The organism is Schumannella sp. 10F1B-5-1 (assembly GCF_006517535.1).
Classification (GTDB): domain Bacteria; phylum Actinomycetota; class Actinomycetes; order Actinomycetales; family Microbacteriaceae; genus Schumannella.
The window spans coordinates 259,109-284,662 of record NZ_VHQH01000038.1; the positions used below are offsets into that span (position 1 = coordinate 259,109).

Genomic DNA, 25,554 nt, shown 5'->3' on the forward strand with positions numbered 1-25,554 from the left:
ACAGCCTAGGTCTCGTGCCTCATCTCACCGAAAACCTTGCAATCGATAGGTTTTCGCGGTGAAATGGATGCACGAGATCCGAGAACAAGGGAGTTCCCGATGAGACGCTCGACCCGCACCCTCGCACCACTCGCCGCGATCGCCGCCCTCGGCATCGCGCTCGCCACCCCCGCCGCCGCGAACGCCGGCGGCTCGGGCGGTCCCGGCGGTCCCGGCCACGGCGGCGGACCGGGAGGCCCCGGCCACGGCGGCGGATCCGCCGCCGACGCCACCCTCAAGCAGTACGCCGCCGACACCTGGCGCTCGATGGACGCGATGACCGACGCGGCCACCGGCCTGCCCGCCGACAACATCACCGGCGATCTCGCCACGCCGAGCGGCGAGACCAGCCCCACCAACATCGGCGGCTACCTCTGGTCGACGATCGCGGCGCGCGACCTCGGCCTGATCGACAGGAAGGATGCGCGCACCCGCCTCGCGACGACGCTGACGACCCTCGACGGCCTCGAGCGCCACGACGCGAGCGGCATGTTCTACAACTGGTACTCGCCCACGACCGGCGCCAAGCTCACCACCTGGCCCGAAGACGGCTCGACCGTCTACCCCTTCCTCTCCACCGTCGACAACGGCTGGCTCGCCGCCGCCCTCCGCGTCGTCGGCAACGCCGAGCCCTCGCTGAAGAAGCAGGCCGGCGCCCTCTACGCCTCGATGGATTTCTCGTGGTTCCACGACAAGGCCGCCGCCGCATCCAAGCCCGGCATCGACCCGTCGCTCGGTCTCAACCGCGGCGGCTTCTGGGTCGACCCGCCCGGCGACGGCTGCACCGTGCCCGGTGACTACACCGGCAGCGGCGAGACCGTCTACTACACCTGCCACTGGTACGACACGACCGTGAGCGAGGCGCGCATCGCGACCTACGTCGGCATCGCCAACGGGCAGATCCCCGCGAACGACTATTACGGCACCTACCGCACGATGCCCGATCAGGGCTGCGACTTCGGCTGGCAGGAGCAGAAGCCGACCGGCGAGACCCGCACCTACAACGGGGTCAGCGTCTACGAGGGCACCTACTCCTACGACGGCATGCAGCTCGTGCCGGCCTGGGGCGGCAGCATGTTCGAGGCGCTCATGCCCGACCTGTTCGTGCCCGAGGCGCAGTGGGGCCCGACGTCGTGGGGCGTCAACCACCCCGCGACGGTGAAGGCGCAGATCCACCACGGTCTGGATGAGGCCGGCTACGGCTACTGGGGCTTCTCGCCCGCCTCCGACCCGGCCGGCGGCTACCGCGAATACGGCGTGGATGCGGTGGGCATGCAGAGCGACGGCTACACCTCCGACCAGGAGCGCACCGACGTCGACCTCGGCTACGAGGGCTGCCGCGAGGCGACCAACCCGACGCCGACCTTCGGGGACGGCGTCGTCACCCCGCACGCCGCGTTCCTCGCCTTGCCCTACGACCGGTCCGCGGTGCTGACGAACCTCGACGGCATCAAGAACACCCTCGGCGCCTACGGCCCCGGCGGGTTCTACGACGCCGTCGCGGTGAAGTCCGACACGGTCGCCCAGCGCTACCTGTCGCTCGACCAGTCGATGATCATGGCCGCGATCCTCAACGACCTCGGCCATGACCGGCTCAAGTCGTACTTCGCCGACCGCGCCTTCGAGAAGGCGGTGCGTCCGGTCGTGGCGGCCCAGGTGTTCGGCTCGAAGCTGTAGGAGGCATCTCCTCCGGCGGCGACAGCCGACCGGTGCCGGCGGACTCGTGGTGGTGCCCCGCCGGCATCCCTCACCCGACGCGGGTGGAGACCGTGCAGGATCTCCACCCGCGTCCCCACCCTGCGGGCGATCCGCCGCGGGCGCGGCCTCGCGACAGTGGACTCATGACCACGCAGAACGTCCTCTCGATCGTCCTCGGCCTCGCCCTCGTCGTGTTCATCGGCGTGCGGCAGTCGATGTGGCAGAACCTCACGCCGCGCTCCACCTGGCTGCTGCCGGCGATCCTCGCCGTCGTCGGCTTGGCGCTGCTCGTGAACCAGACGCCCGCCTCCGCGTTCACCGCCGCGGGTCTCGGCCTTCTCCTCGTCGAGGTCGCGCTGAGCGTCGGCATCGGCGTCGTCATGGGCTGGATCACGCGCTTCCGCCGTCTCGACGGCCACGTCGTCGACGGCCGCGGCCGGCGCATCGAGTGGCAGACCCGCACGGGCTGGCTCGGCGCCGTGCTCTGGGTCGCGCTCATCGCGCTGCGCATCGGCGTGGACGTCTGGGCCGGCAACGTCGGACTCGGCGCTCTCGTCGCCTCGACCGGAGCGATCCTGCTCGTCGTCGGCGCCAACCGCCTCACCCGCGCCGGCATCATGCAGCTGCGCCTGACCCGCCACCAGGAGCTCGAGGCGGCGGCCGCGTGACGCTGGGCCTCCGCGCTCGCCGCGGTGCCGCATCCCTCACCGGATGCGGCGCCGCCGCATGCGCAGCTGCACCTGATCGCTCCCGCCGGGGCCGCGACGCGGGCAGGATGGGCTCGTGACCGCCTTCACGACCGCCGCCGACGCGATCTCGCGCGCCGGTCAGCGCGGGGGCGGGCGCAGCTGGCTGTTCAGCGTCGTCTGGGGTGGCGTCTATGCGCTGGGTCTGGTGACGATGCTCTCGGGTGAGCAGCGGCATCCCTGGGTCTGGGCGCTGTGCGCCCTGGGCCTGATCGCGTGGATCGTGCGCTCGGCCCTTCCCGATCGGATGCCGCGCCGCCAGTTCGCCGCCGAGCTGACGATGATCGTGATCGGCGGGCTCGTCGCCTTCGAGGCGAACGTGCTCGGCGGCGTGCCGCTGGCGGTCGGCCTCATGCTCGTGATCGGACGCACGGAGCGGCCGCTCAAGGCCGCTGCGGTCGCGATCCCCGTCGGCATCGCCGCGCTCGGGATCGGCATGCTCGTGGCGGTGCCCGAGCGTCGCGACCTCTCCGGCGTCGTCGTCGGGGCGATCGCGATGCTCGTGATCGCCGTGCTCGTCGGCGTCAGCCGCCGCCAGGGCGCCGCCTCCGCGGCCCGGGCCCGCGAGCTCGACGAGCAGCGCCGCCGCGCCGAGCGCCTCGACGACCACGCCCGCGTGGCCCGCGAGCTGCACGACGTGCTCGCGCACGGACTCGGCGGGCTCGTGGTGCAGCTCGACGCCGTGGATGCGCTGCTCGAGTCGGGCCGCGTCGACGACGCCGCCACGCGGGTGCGTGCCGCCCGCGAGCTGGCCGTGGCCGGGCTCCACGACGCGCGCCGGGCGGTCGACGCCCTGCGCGGCGACGACGCCGAGGCGGCTCCGGTCGCCGGCGCCGAGCTGACGGCGGCGCTCGCCGAGCTCGTCGACGCCCATCGGGGGCTCGGCGGCGAGGTGGATGCGCGACTCGCGACGCCCGTCGCGCCCGTGCCGGCCGCGGTCGCCGCCGCGCTGCGCCGCATCCTGCAGGAGGCCCTGAGCAACGCGCGCAAGCACGCGGCGGGGGAGACGGTGACGGTCGTGCTCGAGACGATGGATGCCGGGGCGGGGTCGGGCGGCGCGGTCGGCGGCTCCGTCGGCGCTCGCCTGGTGCTGACGGTGACCAATCCGCTCGGCGCCGCCGGCGCCGCGGCGGCCACGGGAGGCGGCCGCGGGCTCGCCGGGATGGAGGAGCGCGTGCGCGAGATCGACGGGGCGACGCTGAGCGCGGGCGTCGAGCCGGGCCTCGGGCCGGACCTCGAGCCGGGCGGGGGCGCGGAGCGCTTCGTCGTGCGCGCGGAGGTCCCGGCGTGAGCGGTGCCGCCGCCGACACGATCCGCGTGCTCGTCGCCGACGACCAGGCGATCGTGCGCGACGGCATCGTGACCGTGCTCGGCCTCGAGCCCGACATCGAGATCGTCGGCGAGGCCGCCGACGGCGCGGAGGCGGCCGACCTGGTCGCGCAGCTCGCGCCCGACGTCGTGCTCATGGACCTGCGCATGCCGGTGCTCGACGGGGCGGCGGCGACCGCGCGCATCCACGCCGAACGGCCCGCGACGGCCGTTCTCGTGCTCACGACCTACGCCGACGACGCCTCGATCATGGGCGCCCTGCGCGCCGGCGCCCGCGGGTACCTCACGAAGGACGCCGGCCGCGCAGAGCTGGCCGCCGCCGTGCGGGCCGTGCACCGCGGCCAGACGACGCTCGCCGCCGAGGTCGGCGCGCGTCTGATCGGCGGGCTCGCCGCGTCGACCGGTGCCGATGCGGCATCCGTCTCGTCCGGCGACGCCGCGGAGTCCGCGTCCGCATCCGCATCCGCATCCGCATCCGCGACGTCCGGCGGTGCGGCGTCCGCCGCGGTCCCCGATCCAATCGCCGCGCTGCGCGCCCGCGAGCCCGAGCTCACGGCGCGGGAGGCCGAGGTCGCCGTCCAGCTGGCCGAGGGACTCGCGAACCCCGAGATCGCGGCGGCGCTCTACGTCTCCACGGCGACGGTCAAGACCCACGTGAACGCGATCTTCGCCAAGCTCGCCGTCACGACCCGAGCCCAGGCCGTAGCCCGCCTGCGCCCCTGACCCGCCGGGTGGCCGCGAACGCACGCGACACGCCGCGTGAGGCGGACATACGTGGCCACCCTCGAGCGATCACGGCGGCGATGGCGCGTCCTGAACCCCGAGAAACCGGGGATGTCAAGGGCCTTATACGCGCATCCACGAACCGAGTCAAGGAATAGGTAGACGTGGCGCGTCGTTCCGGGCTATAGTTGCACCTTGCGCTCCCACTCTCCCATGCCGTCATATTGCGGTCGGCTGGTGCGCCCCGAAGATAGCGGCGGGGCCGGACCGTTTTCGGCGAGCTTTCTCTCACACGAACCGACAGACAACTGAGATCGACGGATCTCACGGAGGTTGTTTCCTTGGCTGCTGCGCGCTCCGCATCCAGTAAGAATTCCCCCAAGAACGGCCGCGGAGCCTCGCGGCTCTCGTTCGCCAAGATCTCGGACACGCTGACCGTCCCCGATCTGCTGGCCCTTCAGACCGAGAGCTTCGACTGGCTCGTCGGCAACGACGCCTGGAAGGCGCGTGTCGCGAAGGCCCGCGAGGCCGGCGACGCGGGGGTGCCCGAGACCACGGGCCTCGACGAGATCTTCGAGGAGATCTCCCCGATCGAGGACCTCGGCGAGACCATGCAGCTCAGCTTCTCGCAGCCTGAGCTCGAGCCGGCGAAGTACTCCATCGAGGAGTGCAAGGAGAAGGGCAAGACCTACTCCGCGCCGCTCTACGTGAACGCCGAGTTCATGAACCATCTCACCGGCGAGATCAAGACCCAGACGGTCTTCATGGGCGACTTCCCGCTCATGACCGAGAAGGGCACCTTCGTCATCAACGGAACCGAGCGCGTCGTCGTGTCGCAGCTCGTCCGCTCGCCCGGTGTCAACTTCGAGCGCACCCCCGACAAGACGTCCGACAAGGACATCTACTCGGCCCGCGTCATCCCGAGCCGCGGTGCGTGGCTCGAGTTCGAGATCGACAAGCGCGACCAGGTGGGCGTGCGCATCGACCGCAAGCGCAAGCAGTCGGTCACCGTGTTCCTCAAGGCCCTCGGCCTGACCAGCGAGGACATCCTCGCCGCGTTCCCGGGCTACGAGTCGATCGCCTCGACCCTCGAGAAGGATGCCGTCCTCACCAAGGAGGAGGCCCTCAAGGACATCTACCGCAAGCTGCGCCCGGGCGAGCAGGTCGCCGCCGAGGCCGCGCGTGCGCTGCTCGACAACTACTACTTCAACCCGAAGCGCTACGACCTCGCCAAGGTGGGCCGCTACAAGATCAACCGCAAGCTCGGCCTCGAGGCCGACCTGCGCGACTCGGTCCTGTCGGTCGACGACATCCTGGCCACGATCAAGTACCTGGTCGCGCTGCACGCCGAGCAGACCACGATCGAGGGCACGCGCGACGGCAAGAAGGTCGACATCCGCCTCGACGTGGACGACATCGACCACTTCGGCAACCGCCGCATCCGCGCGGTCGGCGAGCTCATCCAGAACCAGGTCCGCACGGGTCTGTCGCGCATGGAACGCGTCGTGCGCGAGCGCATGACCACGCAGGACATCGAGGCGATCACGCCGCAGACCCTGATCAACGTGCGCCCCGTCGTCGCCGCGATCAAGGAGTTCTTCGGAACCTCGCAGCTGTCGCAGTTCATGGACCAGAACAACCCGCTCGCGGGTCTGACCCACAAGCGCCGCCTCTCGGCGCTGGGCCCCGGCGGTCTGTCGCGTGAGCGCGCCGGCGTCGAGGTGCGCGACGTGCACCCCTCGCACTACGGCCGCATGTGCCCGATCGAGACCCCGGAAGGCCCGAACATCGGCCTGATCGGATCGCTCGCCTCGTTCGCGCGCATCAACTCCTTCGGCTTCATCGAGACGCCGTACCGCAAGGTCGTCAAGGGCAAGGTCACCGACCAGATCGACTACCTCACCGCGAGCGAGGAGGACGAGTTCCTCGTCGCCCAGGCGAACGCCCCGCTGACGAAGGACAACCACTTCGCCGAGGACCGCGTGCTCGTGCGTCCCAAGGGCGGCGAGGTCGAGCTCGTCGAGCGCGACCGCGTCGACTACATGGACGTCTCGCCGCGCCAGATGGTGTCGGTGGCGACCTCGCTCATCCCGTTCCTCGAGCACGACGACGCGAACCGCGCCCTCATGGGTGCGAACATGCAGCGCCAGGCCGTGCCGCTGCTGCGCTCGGACTCGCCCGTGGTCGGAACCGGCATGGAGGGCTTCGCGGCCATCGACGCCGGTGACGTCATCACCGCCGACAAGGCCGGTGTCGTCGCCGAGGTCTCGGCCGACGAGGTCACCATCCAGCTCGACGAGGGCGGCACGCAGAGCTACTTCCTGCGCAAGTTCGACCGCTCGAACCAGGGCACGAGCTACAACAACCGCGTGATCGTCGACGCCGGCGACCGTGTCGAGGTCGGTCAGGTCATCGCCGACGGCCCCGCCACCGAGAACGGCGAGCTCGCGCTCGGCAAGAACCTGCTCGTCGCGTTCATGCCGTGGGAGGGCCACAACTTCGAGGACGCGATCATCCTCAGCCAGCGCCTGGTGTCGGAGGACGTGCTGTCGTCCATCCACATCGAGGAGTACGAGGTGGATGCGCGCGACACGAAGCTCGGCAAGGAGGAGATCACCCGCGACCTCCCCAACGTCAGCCCCGAGCTGCTCGCCGACCTCGACGAGCGCGGCATCATCCGCATCGGAGCCGAGGTGCGCCCCGGCGACATCCTCGTCGGCAAGGTCACGCCGAAGGGCGAGACCGAGCTGAGCGCCGAGGAGCGCCTGCTGCGCGCGATCTTCAACGAGAAGAGCCGCGAGGTGCGCGACACGTCGCTGAAGGTGCCCCACGGAGAAGAGGGCACGATCATCGGCGTCAAGGTGTTCGACGCACAGGACGGCGACGACGAGCTCGGCTCGGGCGTCAACCAGCGCGTGGTCGTCTACATCGCCCAGAAGCGCAAGATCACCGCGGGCGACAAGCTCGCCGGTCGTCACGGCAACAAGGGCGTCATCTCGAAGATCCTGCCGGTCGAGGACATGCCGTTCCTCGCCGACGGCACGCCGGTCGACGTCATCCTGAACCCGCTCGGAATCCCCGGTCGAATGAACTTCGGCCAGGTGCTCGAGCTGCACCTCGGATGGATCGCCAAGCAGGGCTGGAAGGTCGAGGGCACCCCGGAGTGGGCCGCCCGTCTGCCGGAGGCCGCGCGCGAGGCCGAGCCGAACACCAAGGTCGCGACCCCGGTGTTCGACGGCGCGCTCGAGCAGGAGATCGAGGGACTCCTCGACTCCACCCTGCCGACGCGCGACGGCGAGCGGCTCATCGGCGGCTCGGGCAAGACCCGACTGTTCGACGGTCGCTCGGGCGAGCCGTTCCCCGACCCGATCTCGGTCGGCTACATGTACATCCTCAAGCTGCACCACCTCGTGGACGACAAGATCCACGCCCGCAGCACCGGCCCCTACTCGATGATCACCCAGCAGCCGCTCGGTGGTAAGGCGCAGTTCGGCGGCCAGCGCTTCGGTGAGATGGAGGTGTGGGCGCTCGAGGCGTACGGCGCGGCCTACGCGCTGCAGGAGCTCCTGACGATCAAGTCCGACGACATCCTCGGCCGCGTGAAGGTCTACGAGGCGATCGTCAAGGGCGAGAACATCCAGGAGCCCGGCATCCCCGAGAGCTTCAAGGTCCTCATCAAGGAGATGCAGTCGCTCTGCCTGAACGTCGAGGTGCTCTCGGCCGACGGCAGCACGGTGAGCCTGCGCGACACGGACGACGAGGTCTTCCGTGCCGCCGAGGAGCTCGGCATCAACATCTCCAGCCGGTTCGAGTCGTCGTCGATCGACGACATCTGATCCGGGCCTCATCAGGATTCACAGAAGTCAGAAGAAGGAAGAAGTAAGTGCTCGAAGCCACTACTTTCGATGAGCTCCGGATCGGCCTCGCCACCAGCACGGACATCCGTGCCTGGTCGTACGGCGAGGTCAAGAAGCCGGAGACGATCAACTACCGCACCCTGAAGCCCGAGAAGGACGGTCTGTTCGGCGAGCAGATCTTCGGACCGAGCCGCGACTGGGAGTGCGCCTGCGGCAAGTACAAGCGCGTCCGGTTCAAGGGCATCGTCTGCGAGCGCTGCGGCGTCGAGGTGACGAAGTCGTCGGTGCGCCGTGAGCGCATGGGCCACATCGAGCTCGCCGCCCCGGTCACGCACATCTGGTATTTCAAGGGCGTGCCCAGCCGTCTCGGCTACCTGCTCGACATGGCGCCGAAGGACCTCGAGAAGGTCATCTACTTCGCCGCCTACATGGTGATCTCGGTCGACGAGGACGGCCGTCACAACGACGCGCCCGGTCTCGAGAACGAGATCCGCCTCGAGATCAAGCAGCTCGAGCAGGCGCGCGACTCGCGCGTCGCCGCCCGCCTCGCCACGCTGGAGGAGGAGCTCGCCGGTCTCGAGGCCGAGGGCGCCAAGGCCGACCAGAAGCGCAAGGTCAAGGACGCCGCCGAGAAGGAGATGGCTCAGACCCGCAAGGGCGTCGACGAGCAGATCGCCCAGCTCGAGAACGTGTGGGAGGCCTTCCGCACGCTCAAGGTCGGCGACCTCAAGCCCGAGGACTCGGTCTTCCACGAGCTGCAGGACCGCTTCGGCCTGTACTTCGAGGCCTACATGGGCGCCGAGGCGATCCAGAAGCGCCTCGAGAGCTTCGACCTGAACGCCGAGGCCGAGCTGCTCCGCGAGCAGATCGCCACCGGCAAGGGCCAGAAGAAGATCCGCGCGATCAAGCGCCTGCGCGTCGTGTCGTCGTTCCTGGCGACCGGCAACTCGCCGGCCGCGATGGTGCTCGACGTGGTCCCGGTCATCCCGCCGGAGCTGCGCCCGATGGTCCAGCTGGACGGCGGCCGCTTCGCGACCTCCGACCTCAACGACCTCTACCGTCGCGTGATCAACCGCAACAACCGCCTCCGTCGTCTGCTCGACCTCGGCGCGCCCGAGATCATCGTCAACAACGAGAAGCGCATGCTTCAGGAGGCCGTCGACGCGCTGTTCGACAACGGCCGCCGCGGCCGCCCCGTCACGGGAACCGGCAACCGCGCCCTGAAGTCCCTCAGCGACATGCTGAAGGGAAAGCAGGGTCGCTTCCGCCAAAACCTGCTCGGCAAGCGCGTCGACTACTCGGGCCGCTCGGTCATCATCGTCGGACCGCAGCTCAAGCTGCACCAGTGCGGTCTGCCCAAGCAGATGGCGCTCGAGCTGTTCAAGCCGTTCGTCATCAAGCGCCTCATCGACCTGTCGCACGCGCAGAATATCAAGAGCGCCAAGCGCATGGTCGAGCGCTCGCGTCCGCAGGTCTGGGACGTGCTCGAGGAGATCATCCGCGAGCGCCCGGTTCTGCTGAACCGCGCGCCCACGCTGCACCGCCTCGGCATCCAGGCCTTCGAGCCGCAGCTCGTCGAGGGCAAGGCCATCCAGCTGCACCCGCTCGTCTGCGCCGCGTTCAACGCGGACTTCGACGGCGACCAGATGGCCGTGCACCTGCCGCTGTCGGTCGAGGCCCAGGCCGAGGCCCGCATCCTGATGCTGGCGTCGAACAACATCCTGAAGCCCTCGGACGGCCGCCCGGTCACCCTGCCCTCGCAGGACATGATCATCGGCCTGCACCACCTCACCACCCTCAAGGAGGGGGCTGCGGGTGAGGGCCGTGCCTTCGCGTCGGTCGCCGAGGCGATCCTCGCCAAGGACCAGGGCTCGCTCGACCTCAACGCCCAGGTGCGCATCCGTCTCGAGAACGTCTACCTCGGCGAGGCCGAGGCGGCGGAGCGCGACGGCTTCGAGCAGGGTTCGACGACCCTCGTGCAGACCACCCTGGGCCGCGCCCTCTTCAACGAGGCGCTGCCGACGGACTACCCGTTCGTCGAGGCCGTGGCCGACAAGGGCAAGATCTCGGCGATCGTCAACGACCTCGCCGAGCGCTACCCCAAGGTGGAGGTCGCCGCGACCCTCGACCGCATCAAGGACGCCGGTTTCTACTGGGCCACGCGCTCGGGCGTCACCGTCGCCCTCTCGGACATCATCACGCCGGCCGACAAGCCGGAGATCGTGGCGAAGCACGAGAAGCAGGCCGCCAAGGTGCAGGGCGAGTACGACAAGGGACTCATCGACGACGCCTCGCGTCGTAAGGAGCTCGTCGACATCTGGACGGAGGCCACCAACGAGGTCGCCGCCTCGATGCAGAAGTCGTACACGGCCGGCAACAACATCTTCCGGATGGTGTCGTCGGGTGCCCGTGGTAACTGGCTGCAGGTGCGCAACATCTCGGGTATCCGCGGTCTGGTGGCGAACCCGAAGGGTGAGACCATCCCGCGTCCGATCATCTCCTCGTACCGCGAGGGTCTGTCGGTGGCCGAGTACTTCATCGCCACGCACGGCGCCCGCAAGGGTCTGGCGGACACGGCTCTCCGTACCGCCGACTCGGGCTACCTGACCCGTCGTCTCGTCGACGTGTCGCAGGACGTCATCATCCGTGAAGACGACTGCGGCACCACGCGCGGCCTCGAGATCCGCATCGCGTACACGGTCGACGGCAAGCTCGTGCGCGACGAGAACGTCGAGAACTCGGTGTTCGCGCGCTCGCTGGCCGAGGCCGCGGTCGACGCCAAGGGCAACGTGGTCGGCGAGGCCGGCGACGATGTGGGCGACGTGCTGATCGACAAGCTGATCGCCGCCGGCATCGAGAGCATCAAGGTGCGCTCGGTGCTGACCTGCGAGGCCGCCGTCGGCGTCTGCGCGACCTGCTACGGCCGCTCGCTCGCCACCGGCAAGCTCGTCGACATCGGCGAGGCGGTCGGCATCATCGCCGCCCAGTCGATCGGCGAGCCCGGAACCCAGCTGACGATGCGCACCTTCCACCAGGGTGGAACCGCGGGTGCGGATGACATCACGCAGGGTCTGCCGCGCGTCACCGAGCTGTTCGAGGCCCGCACTCCGAAGGGGGCGAGCCCGATCGCGGAGGCCGCCGGTCGCATCCAGATCGAGGACACCGACAAGCAGCGCCGCATCGTGCTCACGCCCGACAACGGCGACGAGGTGCACACCTACCCCGTGCTGAAGCGCGCGACCCTGCTCGTCGAGGACGGCCAGCGCGTCGAGCTCGGCCAGCAGTTCGTGGCCGGAAACCTCGACCCGAAGGAGGTGCTGCGCGTCAAGGGAGTCCGCGCCGTGCAGCAGCACCTGGTCGACGGCGTGCAGGGCGTGTACCGCTCGCAGGGCGTGCCGATCCACGACAAGCACATCGAGGTCATCGTGCGCCAGATGCTGCGCAAGGTCACCGTCGTCGAGCACGGCGACACCGACCTGCTGCCGGGTGAGCTGGTGGACCGCTCGCGGTACACCGAGATCAACCGCGGTGCCATCGTCGACGGCAAGAAGCCGGCGTCGGCCCGTCAGGAGGTCATGGGAATCACCAAGGCGTCGCTGGCGACCGAGTCGTGGCTGTCGGCCGCGTCCTTCCAGGAGACGACCCGCGTTCTGACGCAGGCCGCCATGGAGGGCAAGTCGGACCCGCTGGTCGGCCTCAAGGAGAACGTGATCATCGGAAAGCTGATCCCGGCCGGCACCGGACTCGGCAAGTACCGCAACGTCACGGTCGAGGCCACCGAGGAGGCGAAGGCGGAGCGCTACCCGAACCGCATCTTCACCGACGACGCGGTGTTCTCGGAGTCGGACCTGAGCTTCGTCGACTTCGACAGCTTCAGCTCCGACGACTACTCGCCGGGCACCTACAGCTGAGCTCAGAGCACCAGCTGATCGGCTCCGCGAGCTGATCGCACGACGGCCCTCGCACCTCCGGGTGCGGGGGCCGTCGTCGTGTCCGGGCGTCCTCGTTTGTTCCGGAGGATCGCGGCGCGGACCGGACGCATCCGGGCCCGCCCTGCGCCCCGGAGTGGGGCTGACGCGCGGGTGAGGATGCGACATAGCCTCACAGCACGGCGACGGGACGGGACTCCCGCCGCCGCAGCAGGGGCGCGCCGACTCACCACCGGCATCGCGCCCGGATCAGGGGGAACGATGGATGCGCTGACTCGTGCTCGGCGTCGGATCTCGAGCGTGCTCGGGCGCACGCGCGGCGACGCCGGCTTCACGCTGTTCGAGCTGCTCGTGGTCGTCGTGATCATCGGCGTGCTCGCCGCGATCGCGGTGCCGATCTACGTCTCGGTGCAGAACGGCGCGAAGGACAGCGGCGTGAAGACCGACCTCGCCGCCGCGAAGCAGGCCGCGCTCGCGTACTCGGTGACGACGAACGGCAGATACCCGGCCACACTCTCGACGAACGATCTCCGGTCGTTCGGCTACGGCGCCGCGAGCGTGACCTATCCCGCCGGCGGCGCCCCGCAGTGGCAGGCGACGCCGGCCGACAACGCCGCGACGTTCTGCATCTGGGCGCTCAGCCCGACGGGAGCCATGTTCTCGGTGACCGAGAAGGGCGGGGTCGCGAGCGGCGGCTGCTGAGCGCATCCGGGCACGCGCATCTGCTCGCGTCCGGCCCGCCTCCGCGGGGCGGGGGAGGCGCGTCGCTAGCATGGGGCATCCCCCGCGAAGGAGGCGTCATGAGCGACGCAGCGTCCCCCGAGAACGGCGCCCGCCGGCGCGACGACGAGTCGGCCGAATCGGCCGAGACCGTCGAGTCGACCGGCTCGATCTCGGTGACCGAGCCGGAGACGACCAGCCTCGGCGCCGTGGATGCCGAGCCCGCCGAAGCGGCGTCGAGCGACGAGCCGGTGGCCGAGTCGGATGCCCGCGCGACCCCGCAGTGGACGCAGGAGGTCACCCCGATCGAGCGCGAGAACCCGGACGTGCGTCAGGACACCGCCGAGGCGGCCCCCGTCGCCGCGGCGACCCCGACCCTGGTCGAGCCGGCGGAGCCGGTGCGCTCCGACGCCAGCGCGCCCCTCGCCTCGGCCGCGCACGCCGACCTCGCCGAGGCGGATGGCGCCCAGCGCGCGACCCCGACGGCCGCGACCTCGGCGACGGCTCCCGTATCCGCCGCGCCCGCCGGCGCATCCACGATCCCGGCGGAGTCGGCGCCGACCACCGGCGCGAACGTCTACCCGACCGGAGCGCAGCCGCTTCCGGCGGTCGACCACGAGGCCTTCTCGTCGTTCCTCGCGACCGACGACGTGACGCCGCCGAAGCCGCAGCACAATCGCCTGTTCGGGGCCGGCTTCGCTCTGCTCTCCTCGCTCGTGTTCGGCGCGCTCTACGGCGGCGTCGTGGCCGGACTGCTCGCCCTGCGGGTGCGCCCGGTCGACTGGATGCCGCGGTTCCTCGACTTCGTCACGGGCCAGGCGTTCGTGGTTCCGGTCGTCGCCTACGTGATCGTCGCGGTGATCTTCGCGCTGCTGCTCAACAGAGCGCACTGGTTCGCGCACGTCGTGCTGAGCCTCATCCTCGGCGCGCTGGTCTACGCGGGGTCGGTCGTCACCATCCTGCTGCTCGCCGGCGTGACGGGCATCGATTCGGCGGGGTCGCGCAACCTGCTCGTGCAGGCGCTGACGAATCCGTCGCTGATCGCCGCGGGCCTGGTCGCACGCGAGGTCGCCATGTGGTTCGGCTTCATCGCCGCCGCGCGCGGGCGCAAGGTCGTGGCGCGCAACCGCGAGGCGCGCGAGCGCTTCGACCGCGACCAGCAGGAGAAGAAGGCCCAGCGTGAGCGGGGCTACGTCGCCGTCTGATCCGGACGCTCGCCGTCCCGAGTACGTCGTCGCCCTGTTCGCGACCGTGCTCTGGGCGGCGGTCGACTTCGCGGCGGCCGGCATGCTCGCCGTGCTGCTCGACCGCGAGCCGATCCCGGCGGGCGTGAGCCTGTTCTACGCTCCGCTCGCGACGGCGGTCGCCGGAGTGGCGGTGTGGTTCGTGACGGCGCGCTCGACGGCGGCGCGGCGCCCCTGGCTGTCGGCGGCCGCCGCGGCGGCGGCGGTCTATCTGGTGCTCGTGCTCGGCGCCGGCTTCGCGGGGCTGCGGCTCGTGGTCGCGCAGGCCGTGAGCCCGTTCGTGCTGGTGGCCGTCGCGCTGGCCGCCGCGACTGTGATCGCGACCTGGTTCGGCATCCGCGCCTATCGGCGACCGCGGGGGAGCGGCACCCGCTGACCCATTACCCCCACAAGACGGGTATGGGCTGGCACGACACGCGCCCCTATCGTCGGAGTCGCAGGCAGGACCTCCCGAAGTCCCGCCTGGACAACCGGGGGCCGGCGGGGGGTCGGCCATTCCGGAAGGTGACGTCATTCTGAGGGGGGTGACATGACCTCCCTCGCTGAGATTCTCATCATCCGCGGCCTCATGCCGATCACCAGCATCGATGCGGTGTATCAGCCCGACTACGACGAGGCCGCTGTCGTCAATCGTCTTCTCGAAGAGGGCGTGCTGACGCCCGCCTCGCTCGCGTCGGCGCGCGCCGCCCAGATGGGTCTCGCCTTCGTCGAGCTGCTCGACTACCCGGTCGACTCGGCCGCCGTCGCGCTCGTGCCGGCCGCCGTCTGCCGCCGCTACGAGGTGCTGCCGCTGTCGGTGCAGGGCGACCAGCTGACGCTCGCGATGTCCGACCCGGGCAACGTGCTCGCCCTCGACGACGTGCGCGCTGCGGCGCGTCTGCGCGTGAAGGCGGTCGTCGCCGAGCGCGGCGATCTGCTCACCGCGATCGACAAGTTCCACCGCGCCGACGGTGAGCTGAGCGAGCTCTCCGGCCTCATCCAGGAGGAGAGCGACGCGTCGACCGACGTCGCCGTCGCGGATGCCTTCGAAGACGACGCGCCGATCGTGCGCTTCGTGAACCTGCTGATCAGCCAGGGCATCCAGGACCACGCGTCCGACATCCACATCGAGCCCGGTGAGATGGAGCTGACGGTGCGCTACCGCATCGACGGCGTGCTCCACATCATGCAGAAGGCGCCCAAGAACATCCAGAACGGCGTGATCTCGCGCCTCAAGATCATGAGCGACATCGACATCGCCGAGCGACGCAAGCCGCAGGACGGCCGCCTGTCGGTGCGTCACGGCGGTCGTCAGATCGACCTGCGCGTCGCGACCCTGCCCACCGTGTGGGGCGAGAAGGTCGTCATGCGAATCCTCGACAACTCGAACACGAGCGTGTCGATGGATCAGCTGCAGCTGACCCCGCGCAACGCGGAGATCTACCGCAACAGCTACACGAAGCCCTACGGCATGATCCTCGTCACGGGCCCCACCGGCTCGGGCAAGTCGACGACGCTGTACACGACGCTGAACGCGGTCGTGCGCCCCGAGATCAACGTGATCACGGTCGAGGACCCGGTCGAGTACCGCATGCCCGGCATCAACCAGGTGCAGGTCAACGTCAAGGCGGGCCTGACCTTCGCGAGCGCGCTGCGGTCGATCCTGCGATCCGACCCGGATGTCGTGCTGATCGGTGAGATCCGCGACCATGAGACCGCGCAGATCGCGATCGAGGCGTCGCTCACGGGTCACCTCGTGCTCTCGACGCTGCACACGAACGACGCGCCGAGCGCGATCACGCGACTGACCGAGATGGGCATCGAGCCCTTCCTGGTCGGCTCGGCACTCGACTCCGTGGTGGCGCAGCGTCTCGCGCGCCGTCTGTGCGACCGCTGCCGTCAGCCGTACGCACACGACCCGGAGGACCTGCACCGCCTGGGCTTCACCACCGATCCGACGCAGCCCGCGCCGGAGCTGTGGATGCCCGTCGGATGCTCGACCTGCAGCAACACCGGCTATCGGGGCCGTCTGGCGCTGCACGAGATCATGGCCGTCAGCGAGGACATCGAGCGCATGGCCGTCTCGCGCGCCTCGAGCGCCGAGATCAGCAAGGTCGCGATCAGCCAGGGGATGAGCACCCTGCGCATGGACGGTTGGCAGAAGGCCCAGGCGGGCCTGACGTCGATCGAGGAGATTCTCCGCGTCGTCGCCTGACGAAGCGGATCAGGGGGGGAAACATGGAAAAGCCTGTCTACGACATCCCGTTGTCAGAGGGGAACGGCGTGCCGTTCGCGACCCCGGCGGTCCCGCCGGCGGACAAGAACCTCTTCACGTCGCCGCCGCCGACCATGACCCCCGATGGAGACCCCGTCTCGGGCGCGGCAGAGGGCACCCCCTCCGCCGCGTTCGCCTCCCCCTCCGGGAGCGCCGCGCCGCCCGCGCCCGCGCCCGAGACGGCTTTCCCCCCGCCCATGCCGGCGGCGGGAGCGACGCCGGGCACCTTCCCGGCTCCGGCCGCGGGTGCGGCCTTCGACTTCGACGCGGCGCCGCCGCCCGGCGGGCGGGTCTTCGACCTGATCGACGCGCCGGCGCCGAACGTGCCGGCCACCGACGCGCCCGCGCCGGTCTTCGATCTCTCGGACGTCGCTGCCCCGGCGTCCGAGACCCCCTTCGACGCGCCCGCCCCCACCGCGGGCCCGGTGCTCGATCTCGACGCGCCCGACTTCGGGTTCGAGGCCTTCGCCGCGCCGGCGCCGTCGGGAGCCCACGCGGCGCCCGCCCCGGCCGCCGACGCCTTCGACCTGGATGCGGCCTTCGCCGCGTCGGCTGCGTCGCCGTCGACCTCGTCGAGCCCGGTCGTCGACCTGGATGCGCCGGCTCCGGCGCCCGCTCCGGCGGAGAGCGTGCTCGACCTCGGCGCGCCCGAGTCGCTCGCGCCGACCGCTCCGGCGGTCGACCTCGATGCGGTGCTCAGCGCCGCCGCGCCGACCGGCTCGGCGTTCGCGCCCGAGAAGCCGGCTGCGGCCGCTCCGGCCGCCGCTCCGGCGTTCGACGCGGTCGACCTGACCGCGGCCGACTTCTCGGCCGCCGACTTCGCCGCGCCCGCGGGCCCGTCGTTCGTCGACGAGCCGGCGACCGTGCAGTTCGACTTCCCGACGGCGCCGATCGCGGCATCCACCGCGCCCGCCGACGAGGGGCTCGCCGCCACGCAGCTGCTCGACACGCTCGCGCCGACCGACGACCTGGCCGACATCGCGCCGAGCGGCGCGGAGATCGACGAGATCGCCGCCCTCAACCCGGGTTCGGGTGCTCCGGATGCGCAGCTCATCGCCGCGCTGCAGCAGGTGCTGCTGACCGGCGCATCCGACCTGCACATCGCCTCGGGTGCGACGCCGATGCTGCGCGTCGACGGCGGGCTGAACCCGATCGCCGGCTACGAGGTGTGGGACCGCGCCGAGGTGCGCGAGCGCCTCTACTCGCTGCTGACCGACGACTTCACGAAGCGCTTCGAGGAGAACCTCGAGCTCGACTTCGCCTACACGCTGTCGGCCAACGCGCGCTTCCGCGTGAACTACTACCAGGACCGCGGCTCGATGGGTGCGGCGTTCCGCATCATCCCGACGCACATCAAGAACCTCAAGGAGCTCGGCATCGCCGGCGAGGTCGGGTCGTTCTCGACCCTGCCACGCGGGCTCGTGCTCGTCACGGGCCCCACCGGCTCGGGCAAGTCGACGACGCTCGCCGCGCTGATCGACCTGGTCAACGAGACCCGCCGCGACCACGTCGTGACGGTCGAGGACCCGATCGAGTTCATGCACAAGAACAAGAAATCGCTGATCAACCAGCGCGAGGTCGGCCGCGACACCCACAGCTTCGGCAACGCCCTGAAGCACGTGCTGCGCCAGGACCCCGACGTCATCCTGATCGGCGAGCTGCGCGACCTCGAGACCATCTCGATCGCCCTGACCGCCGCCGAGACCGGCCACCTCGTGTTCGCGACCCTGCACACGCAGAGCGCGCCGACCACGATCGACCGCGTCATCGACGTCTTCCCGCCGCACCAGCAGGACCAGGTGCGCACCCAGCTCGCGGCGACCCTGCAGGGCGTCGTCTGCCAGACCCTGGTGAAGAAGGCCAGCGGATCGGGCCGTGCGGTCGCAACCGAGGTCATGTTCACCACGCCCGCCATCTCGAACCTGGTGCGCGAGGGCAAGACCTACCAGATCACCTCGGCGCTGCAGTCGGGTGGATCGCAGGGCATGCACACGATGGACCAGGCGCTCGCCGAACTCGTCAACGAGGGCACCATCACCCGCGCCGCCGCCATGGAGAAGTCGCAGGACCCCGAGACGCTCGAGCGCCTCATCACCCGCGTCGACATGAACGCCGTGGGCAGCGAGGGCGGGTTCGTCGCCCTCGACTTCGACTACGACCAGAAGGGACGCCACTGATGGCCGCCACCGCAGTCGCGATCCGCAACTTCGACTACAAGAGCCGCAACTCGACAGGAAAGCTCGTCAGCGGCCGCCTCGAGGCGTCCAGCGAAGGTGCCGTCGTCGACAAGCTCCGCTCGATGGGTCTCGCGCCGGTCGAGATCAAGGAGTCGATGGGGGCGACGGGACTGTCGCGCGAGATCTCGCTGGGCAGCTTCTCCAAGGGCGTCGACCTCAAAGCGCTCGCCGTCTTCAGCCGCCAGATGGCGACGATGGTCTCGGCCGGCCTGTCACTGCTGAAGACTCTGAACATCCTCGCCGAGCAGACCGAGAACAAGAAGCTCAAGAGCGTGCTGGCGGTCGTCACCCGCGATGTCGAGTCGGGGGCGTCCCTGTCAGATGCGCTGGGCAAACACCCCGTTGAGTTCCCGCCGATCATGATCAACATGGTGCGCGCCGGTGAGACTGGCGGATTTCTCGAGGACGCACTCACCACGATCGCCGACAACTTCGAGAAGGAGTCGAAGCTCAAGGCCACGATCAAGTCGGCGATGACCTATCCGGTCATGGTGCTCGGCATCGCTGTGCTTGCGGTCATCGTCATGCTGCTCTTCATCGTGCCGATCTTCCAGAAGATGTTCTCGGCGGCGGGCAAGGACCTCCCGGCACCGACCATGGTGCTCGTCGTCCTCTCACAGAACATGTGGTGGATCCTCCCGATCGTCCTGATCATCTCGATCGGCGGCTCTCTCTGGTGGCGTACCAACAAGAACCGCGAAGCGGTGCGGCAGAAGGTCGATCCGATCAAGCTCAAGCTGCCCGTCTTCGGTCAGCTCAACGGCAAGATCGCGATCGCGCGCTTCACTCGCAACCTGTCGAACATGATTGGCGCGGGCGTCCCGATCCTCCAGGCGCTCGTGATCGTCGGAGAGACCTCGGGCAACTGGGTGATCGAGAACGCGTCGAAGAAAGTCGCCGACTCGGTGCGCCAGGGCAAGTCGATCGCCGGCCCGCTGGCCGATGAGTCCGTGTTCCCGTCGATGGTGGTCCAGATGGTTGCGGTCGGTGAGGATTCCGGCGCCCTGGAGACGATGCTGAGCAAAGTGGCCGACTTCTATGACATGGAGGTCGAGGCCACCACGAAGGCGCTCACGAGCCTGATCGAGCCGCTCCTGATCGCCTTCCTCGGCATCGTCATCGGCGGCATGATCGTGGCGCTCTACATGCCGATCTTCAACATGATCCAGGTCGTTCAGCAGTAGCCGGTCTCCGGGCGCCGAGACAAGCTCTCGGCCTGCCCCCGGACTGGGGACGCGGATGCGGAAGATTACCCCCATCCGCGGGATTCCGGCAGCAGGAACACGCCAATAACTTCATAGCTGTGGGTCAGCCCGTTTGGGGGGACGGCTCGCGAATCCAAATCACAAGAAGAAACGGATAAGACAATGACCCGCATTCAGGACATCCTGGCGGCCCGCATGGACCGCGTGAAGAACGGCGACAAGGGCTTCACGCTCATCGAGCTGCTCGTCGTCGTGATCATCATCGGCATCCTCGCCGCGATCGCGATCCCGGTCTACATCGGCGTTCAGAACAACGCGAAGGACTCGGCCGTCAAGTCGGACCTCGGCAACGCCAAGACCGCCGTCGTCGCCAAGTACACCCAGGACGGCAGCTACCCGACCGCCCTCACCGGCCTCGAGGGGCAGGGCTACACGCAGTCCGACGCCAGCAACTACAGCTCGACCTCGGGCAGCACCCCGGTGATCTCGCTCGTCGCCTCCAACGGTGGCTTCTGCATCAAGGCGACCAGCGCCTCGGGTACTCAGTTCGCTGTGTCCGACAAGCAGGCAATCGCTAAGGGCAGCTGCACCACGGCTGGCGTCTACGTCGCGCCGACCGCGCCGTAACTTCTGAGCCCTTTGGGGCGCTTGCCGGTGCCGGGAGCTCTTTCTCCCGGCACCGGTTCACGGCCGGTTGGCCACCAATTTCTTCCATGATCGAAGCCGCGGGGGGCGGAAATGGTCAGGATCTCAGACTTCCGTGCGCGGGCGCGCCGTGCCGTCGCTGACGACACGGGCCTCGGCATCGTCGAGGTCGTCGCTGCCATGGTGGTCTTCGCGATCATCGCGGTCGGGGTCGCCCAGGCGCTCGTGATCTCGTCGAAGATCGCCGGCGACGCGCAGAGTCGCACCGTCGCTCTGAACCTCAACACCGCTCAGCTCGACTACGTGCGCACGCAGTCGCCCTACTCGATCCAGTCGAGCTCGCAGACAGCTCCGTCGTCCTCCGTCACGATCGACGGGATCAAGTACACGACCTTCCAGACGGTCGCCTGGACCGACACCTCCGGCGCCGACCGCAGCTGCGGCGCCGTCGACAGCAGCTTCCAGCTCCTCCGCGTCCGCGTCGAGACCGTGTGGTCCTCGCAGCTGACCACCACGCCCAAGGCGACCTCCGACGCGCTCATCAGCGCCGACAACACGATCAAGGACCCCGGCAACGGCACGATCTTCATCAAGGTCACCAAGGCCGACGGCAGCGGCTACGCGAACCTGCAGCTCTCGGCGAAGAGCACCTCGGGCACCGCGCTGACGGTCCCCAAGACGAACACCGACGGCTGCGCCTTCATCACGGGTGTCGCCCCGGGCAGCTACACGGTCACCGCCGACATCACGGGGAATGTCGACCGGAAGCACCAGAAGACCTCGGTCTCCCAGGTGCTCAACGTCACCGCCGGCTCGGCGGTCCCGGTGTCCTTCGACTATGACGTCGACACCTCGGTCAACCTCTCGTACCCGACCGGTCAGAGCAACGTGAGCTACCCGAGCGACCTGATCACGACGTGGTTCACCTCTGCCGACATCCCGCCGTACTACACGGTCAGCGGGACTCCGTCGAAGGTCGACCTCTTCCCGGCGCCGAAGACCGGCTATTCCGCCGTCGCCGGTACGCTCGTGCCCGCGCAGGGCGTCGCGACCACCTGCCTGTCGCCCGATCCCGGCAACTGGGACGCCGGCAACGTCGGCGGCAAAGCGCTGCTCGACGGCGTTCGCCAGGACCCGGTGACGGCGCTCCCGAACACCTCGCCGAACTACACCGTGCCGATGGGCGTCGTGCAGGCCACCGGCCTGCCGAGCAACGGCACCTACACGGTCGTCGCGTCCAGTGCCGCCGCCGCCTCGGGCGACCCGGGATGCGCCGCGGGGCAGAAGTACACGTTCTCGATCAAGAACAACGGCTCGCCGAAGCTCGCGCTGCCGTACGGCACCTGGTCGGTCAGCTACGGCGGCCTGCTGGGTCTGACCTTCCCGCTGACGGCGCAGGCGCTCACGAACGCCTACTCGACGTCGCCGGGCTCGACGGCGACTCTCGACCCGAGGGCCGCAGCATGATCCGCCTCATTCGCCGTCGCCTCCAGCGCGGCCCTGGTCAGGACGCGGGCATCACGCTCGTCGAGATGATCGTGGCGATGTCGCTGACCGCCCTCGTGCTCTCGCTCGTCGGCACGATGCTCGTGCAGGTCGGCAAGGTCACCACGATCACGAACGACCGCAGCCGCAGCACGGCCGAGGCTCAGAACATCCTCGACGCGATGAGCACCGACATCCGCGCGGGCGTCAACATCCCGGGCAACTCGCCCGTGACCTGGGCTGTCCGGCCCGGATCCGAGGCCACGATCTCCGGTGAGAAGCTCCGCCTGATCACCTACAGCGACGTCGCTCGCCCCAACCCGATCGGCATGCCCCTTCAGGTCGCCTACTCGCTCGAGAGCGGCACGATCGTGCGCAACGTGTGGAACCTGCCGGCGTCGTCCTCGTCGTATCCGCTCGCCACCGCGCCGTCGAGCAAGCGCAACCTCGGCTCCAAGGTGACCGCGTTCACCCTGAGCTACATCCAGGGCACCTGCACGGCTCCGGCTGCGAGCCCCTGCACCGTCTCCGCGGTCACGACCACCAATGTCGGCCTGATCATCGGCGTGAACATCTCACTCACCGTTCAGGCTGCGAACTCGACCGTGCCGGTGTCGATGTCGACCACCGTCTACCTGCCCAACGCGGGCTCGACCCAGAAGTACGCGGGGAGCTGATCATGACCGCACGATCGTCCATCATGCGTCGCCTCGGGCGGCTCCGCTCGCAGCAGGAGGGCGGCTGGGCCCTGGTCTCGGTGCTCGGCATCGGGATGCTCATGCTCGCGCTCGTCGCGGTCTCGCTCAACGTGTCCTCGAGCTCGATGAAGAAGACCGACACCGAGAACAACTGGACCTCGGCCTACGCCGCGGCCGTGGCCGGCCTCAACGACTACAAGTCGCGACTGACCTCGGCGCCGAACTACGTGAAGTACGGCAACCCGAACGCCGAGTTCTCGAAGACGAGCAAGTCGTCGACCGGAGCCATGCTGCTGTCGATGCCGACGGGCGACATGGACAACGCCGCATTCGACGTCGACGCCTCCGGGCGCTGGGCTAGCGTCCCCGGGACGACGAACAGCGCCAAGTTCCGCTACGAGGTCAACACCAAGGACTACGCGAGCGGCGGCATCATCCACGTCCGCGCGACCGGCAAGGTCGGCAGCTCGGTGCGATCGGTGATCGCCGACCTGCGCAAGAAGGGCTTCTACGACTTCGTCTACTACACGAAGTACGAAGTGACCGATTCCCGCGTGACCGGGTCAGACACCCGTTGCTCCCGCTACCCGTGGGACACCCCGGCGCGCCCCACGAACATCAGCTGCGTCGTGCAGTTCGCGGCGAGCGACGACCTGCAGGGCGATGTCTTCTCCGAGGACCAGTTCGTCTCGTGCGGTGCTCGTTTCCGTGGCAACGTGACCTCCGCGGCCCCCGCAGGCTGGGACCCGGTCGTGAAGGCGAGCAGCTCCTGCTCCGACAGCACGTATGACAAGGCGACGAACAGCTCCACCGGCGGCACGAACCCGGCCAACGGCTCGTCGTTCCCGCTTCCCGACTCGTCTTCCGCGCTCGCCGTGGAGGGGACCTCGGACGGCTACACGGGCGACGCACCCGGCTGCACCTACACCGGTCCCACGCAGATCACCTTCAACGCCGACGGCACCATGACCGTGATCTCGCCCTGGACCCAGAAGACGCGGCCGTCGTCCGACGGTCTGACCGGAACGGCTCCGGCCGAGTGCGGCGCCGTCTCGACGACCACGAACACGGTCCAGAACAACACTCTGCAGAGCATCGGCGGCGCCACCGTCACCGTGCCGAAGGACAACGTGATCTGGGTGCAGGACGTGCCGACGAACAAGAAGGACGTCAATTACCCGAGCGTCTCCTCCGACCCGACTCAGCGCAAGTCGTTCACGGCGGCCGGAGCGACCTTCGCCTGCACGCGCGCCACCTCCTGGAACAACGGCACCTACCTCTACGGCTGGTCGCTGACCCGCGGCGGCACCACCGTGCAGTACCCCGCCGACGGCGAGAACTACGCGGCCTCGCCGGGTGGTGCGAACTCGTACACCTGCAACTCCGGCGACGTCTACATCTCGGGCACCCTCAAGGGCCACGTGACCGTCGGCGCGAGCCGCTACGCCTACATCACCGGCGACGTGAAGTACGCCGCCAACAGCTTCATCGACGGCAGCGACTACAACCTGCTCGGTGTCGTCGGGCAGTCGGCCATCATCGTGTGGAACCCCATGGGTGTGACGCGATGCGGCTGGAGCTACTGCATCAACCCGGTCTATGCGGCCCAGGATCGTGAGATCAACGCCGCGCTCCTGGCCGTCGACGGCACGATCATGGTGCAGAACTACGACGCCTTCGGTCCTCGCGGAGAGCTCAAGATCGTGGGCAGCCTCGCTCAGAAGTACCGCGGAACGGTCGCGACCGGCGGACAGTCGATCTCGACCGGCTACAGCAAGAACTACCAGTACGACCCGACGCTGAAGTACAACGCTCCGCCGAAGTACCTGGCGCCGGCGAGCCTCAGCTACGGCGTCTCCCAGATCGCGAGCGTGCCCGCGGCCTTCACCTCCGCGGGCGCGAAGGCGGCCGGGTCATGATCGCCGTGGTGGGTGTGCTGGGCGCGCTCGGGCTGGCGATCGGCTCGTTCCTGAACGTGGTCATCTACCGGGTGCCCAACGGACTCTCGGTCGTCCGGCCCGCCTCCGCGTGCCCCGGATGCGACACCCCGATCCAGGGACGCGACAACGTTCCGCTGCTGTCGTGGCTGCTGCTGGGTGGCCGCTGCCGCTCGTGCCGGATGCGCATCTCGGCGCGCTACCCCGCGATCGAGGCCGTCACGGGCCTCGCGTTCGTCGGCGTCGCACTGGTGTTCGCCCCGGCGATCGTGACCGCCGACTCGCCGGCGAAGGCCGTCGCGGCGGCGCTCGTGCTGGGCGCCCTGCTGTACTTCGCGGCCATCTCGGTCGCGCTGACGATGATCGACGTCGACGTGCACCGTCTGCCGAACGCGATCGTCTATCCGGCCTACCCGGTACTCGCCGTTGCCCTGGTCGCCGCCGCGATCGTCGGCGGCGAGCCCGGCGCCCTGCTTCCTGCGCTCATCGGCGCGGCGGGGAGCCTGCTGTTCTACTTCATCCTGGCGTTCGCCTATCCCGGGGGGATGGGGCTCGGCGACGTGAAGCTCGCCGGGGCGGTCGGGATGCTGCTCGGCTTCTTCGGCTGGCCGCAGCTGGCCGTCGGCGTCGCAGCGGCGTTCGTGCTGGGAGGGATCTTCGGGGTCGTGCTCATCGCGATCCGGCGGGGCGGTCGCAAGACCGGCATCCCGTTCGGACCGTGGATGCTGCTCGGCGCCTGGATCGGGATCTTCGCCGGAGAGCCATTGGCTCAGGCGTATCTGACGCTCGTCGGCATTCGCTGACGCGC

General features: G+C 69.3%; 17 protein-coding genes. All 17 read left to right on the top strand.

Going from position 1 to position 25,554, the window contains the following annotated elements; genetic code table 11:
* The first annotated feature begins 99 nt into the window (after positions 1–99).
* Positions 100–1,716: a glucoamylase family protein gene (locus FJ658_RS10200; protein ID WP_141145265.1), complete on the top strand. Its 1,617-nt coding sequence runs from the start codon at positions 100–102 to the stop codon at positions 1,714–1,716.
* Positions 1,717–1,880: 164 nt separating this feature from the next.
* Positions 1,881–2,405 carry a hypothetical protein gene (locus FJ658_RS10205; RefSeq protein ID WP_141145266.1) on the top strand — a complete coding sequence of 175 codons (525 nt, stop codon included), beginning with the start codon at positions 1,881–1,883 and terminating at the stop codon, positions 2,403–2,405.
* Positions 2,406–2,520: 115 nt separating this feature from the next.
* Positions 2,521–3,774: a sensor histidine kinase gene (locus tag FJ658_RS10210; protein ID WP_141145267.1), complete on the top strand. Its 1,254-nt coding sequence runs from the start codon at positions 2,521–2,523 to the stop codon at positions 3,772–3,774.
* Positions 3,771–4,535, top strand: coding sequence for a response regulator transcription factor (locus FJ658_RS10215; protein WP_141145268.1), 765 nt, complete (start codon positions 3,771–3,773; stop codon positions 4,533–4,535). Before FJ658_RS10210 ends, FJ658_RS10215 begins: the two co-directional genes overlap by 4 nt.
* A 341-nt stretch (positions 4,536–4,876) precedes the next feature.
* Entirely contained in the window at positions 4,877–8,371 is a 3,495-nt protein-coding gene (rpoB, locus tag FJ658_RS10220; protein ID WP_141145269.1) for a DNA-directed RNA polymerase subunit beta, read from the top strand.
* Between the two features lie 47 nt (positions 8,372–8,418).
* Positions 8,419–12,303 (top strand): DNA-directed RNA polymerase subunit beta', encoded by a 3,885-nt coding sequence (locus tag FJ658_RS10225; RefSeq protein ID WP_141145270.1) that lies wholly within the window; start codon positions 8,419–8,421, stop codon positions 12,301–12,303.
* A gap of 318 nt (positions 12,304–12,621) precedes the next feature.
* Positions 12,622–13,023 (top strand): prepilin-type N-terminal cleavage/methylation domain-containing protein, encoded by a 402-nt coding sequence (locus tag FJ658_RS10230; RefSeq protein WP_255447668.1) that lies wholly within the window; start codon positions 12,622–12,624, stop codon positions 13,021–13,023.
* Positions 13,024–13,121: 98 nt separating this feature from the next.
* On the top strand, positions 13,122–14,246 hold the full coding sequence (locus FJ658_RS10235; protein WP_141145272.1) for a hypothetical protein: 1,125 nt from the start codon (positions 13,122–13,124) through the stop codon (positions 14,244–14,246).
* On the top strand, positions 14,221–14,661 hold the full coding sequence (locus tag FJ658_RS10240) for a hypothetical protein (RefSeq protein ID WP_141145273.1): 441 nt from the start codon (positions 14,221–14,223) through the stop codon (positions 14,659–14,661). Before FJ658_RS10235 ends, FJ658_RS10240 begins: the two co-directional genes overlap by 26 nt.
* Positions 14,662–14,814: 153 nt before the next feature.
* Complete coding sequence (locus FJ658_RS10245) at positions 14,815–16,479, top strand: GspE/PulE family protein (RefSeq protein ID WP_141145274.1); 1,665 nt, start codon at positions 14,815–14,817, stop codon at positions 16,477–16,479.
* Between the two features lie 23 nt (positions 16,480–16,502).
* A complete protein-coding gene (locus FJ658_RS16950) occupies positions 16,503–18,716 on the top strand; it encodes a type IV pilus twitching motility protein PilT (protein WP_305004253.1) in 2,214 nt (737 codons plus the stop codon).
* A 122-nt stretch (positions 18,717–18,838) separates the two neighbouring features.
* Positions 18,839–19,960, top strand: a complete 1,122-nt coding sequence (locus FJ658_RS10255) for a type II secretion system F family protein (protein WP_370454792.1) — start codon at positions 18,839–18,841, stop codon at positions 19,958–19,960.
* Positions 19,961–20,143: 183 nt separating this feature from the next.
* Positions 20,144–20,608 carry a type IV pilin protein gene (locus FJ658_RS16955; RefSeq protein WP_305004254.1) on the top strand — a complete coding sequence of 155 codons (465 nt, stop codon included), beginning with the start codon at positions 20,144–20,146 and terminating at the stop codon, positions 20,606–20,608.
* A 111-nt stretch (positions 20,609–20,719) separates the two neighbouring features.
* Positions 20,720–22,093, top strand: a complete 1,374-nt coding sequence (locus FJ658_RS10265) for a carboxypeptidase-like regulatory domain-containing protein (RefSeq protein WP_141145276.1) — start codon at positions 20,720–20,722, stop codon at positions 22,091–22,093.
* Complete coding sequence (locus tag FJ658_RS10270) at positions 22,090–22,788, top strand: type II secretion system protein J (RefSeq protein ID WP_141145277.1); 699 nt, start codon at positions 22,090–22,092, stop codon at positions 22,786–22,788. Before FJ658_RS10265 ends, FJ658_RS10270 begins: the two co-directional genes overlap by 4 nt.
* A 2-nt stretch (positions 22,789–22,790) precedes the next feature.
* A complete protein-coding gene (locus FJ658_RS10275) occupies positions 22,791–24,728 on the top strand; it encodes a hypothetical protein (RefSeq protein ID WP_141145278.1) in 1,938 nt (645 codons plus the stop codon).
* A complete protein-coding gene (locus FJ658_RS10280) occupies positions 24,725–25,549 on the top strand; it encodes an A24 family peptidase (protein ID WP_141145279.1) in 825 nt (274 codons plus the stop codon). The genes FJ658_RS10275 and FJ658_RS10280 overlap by 4 nt, the downstream gene beginning before the upstream one ends.
* Positions 25,550–25,554: the final 5 nt, after the last annotated feature.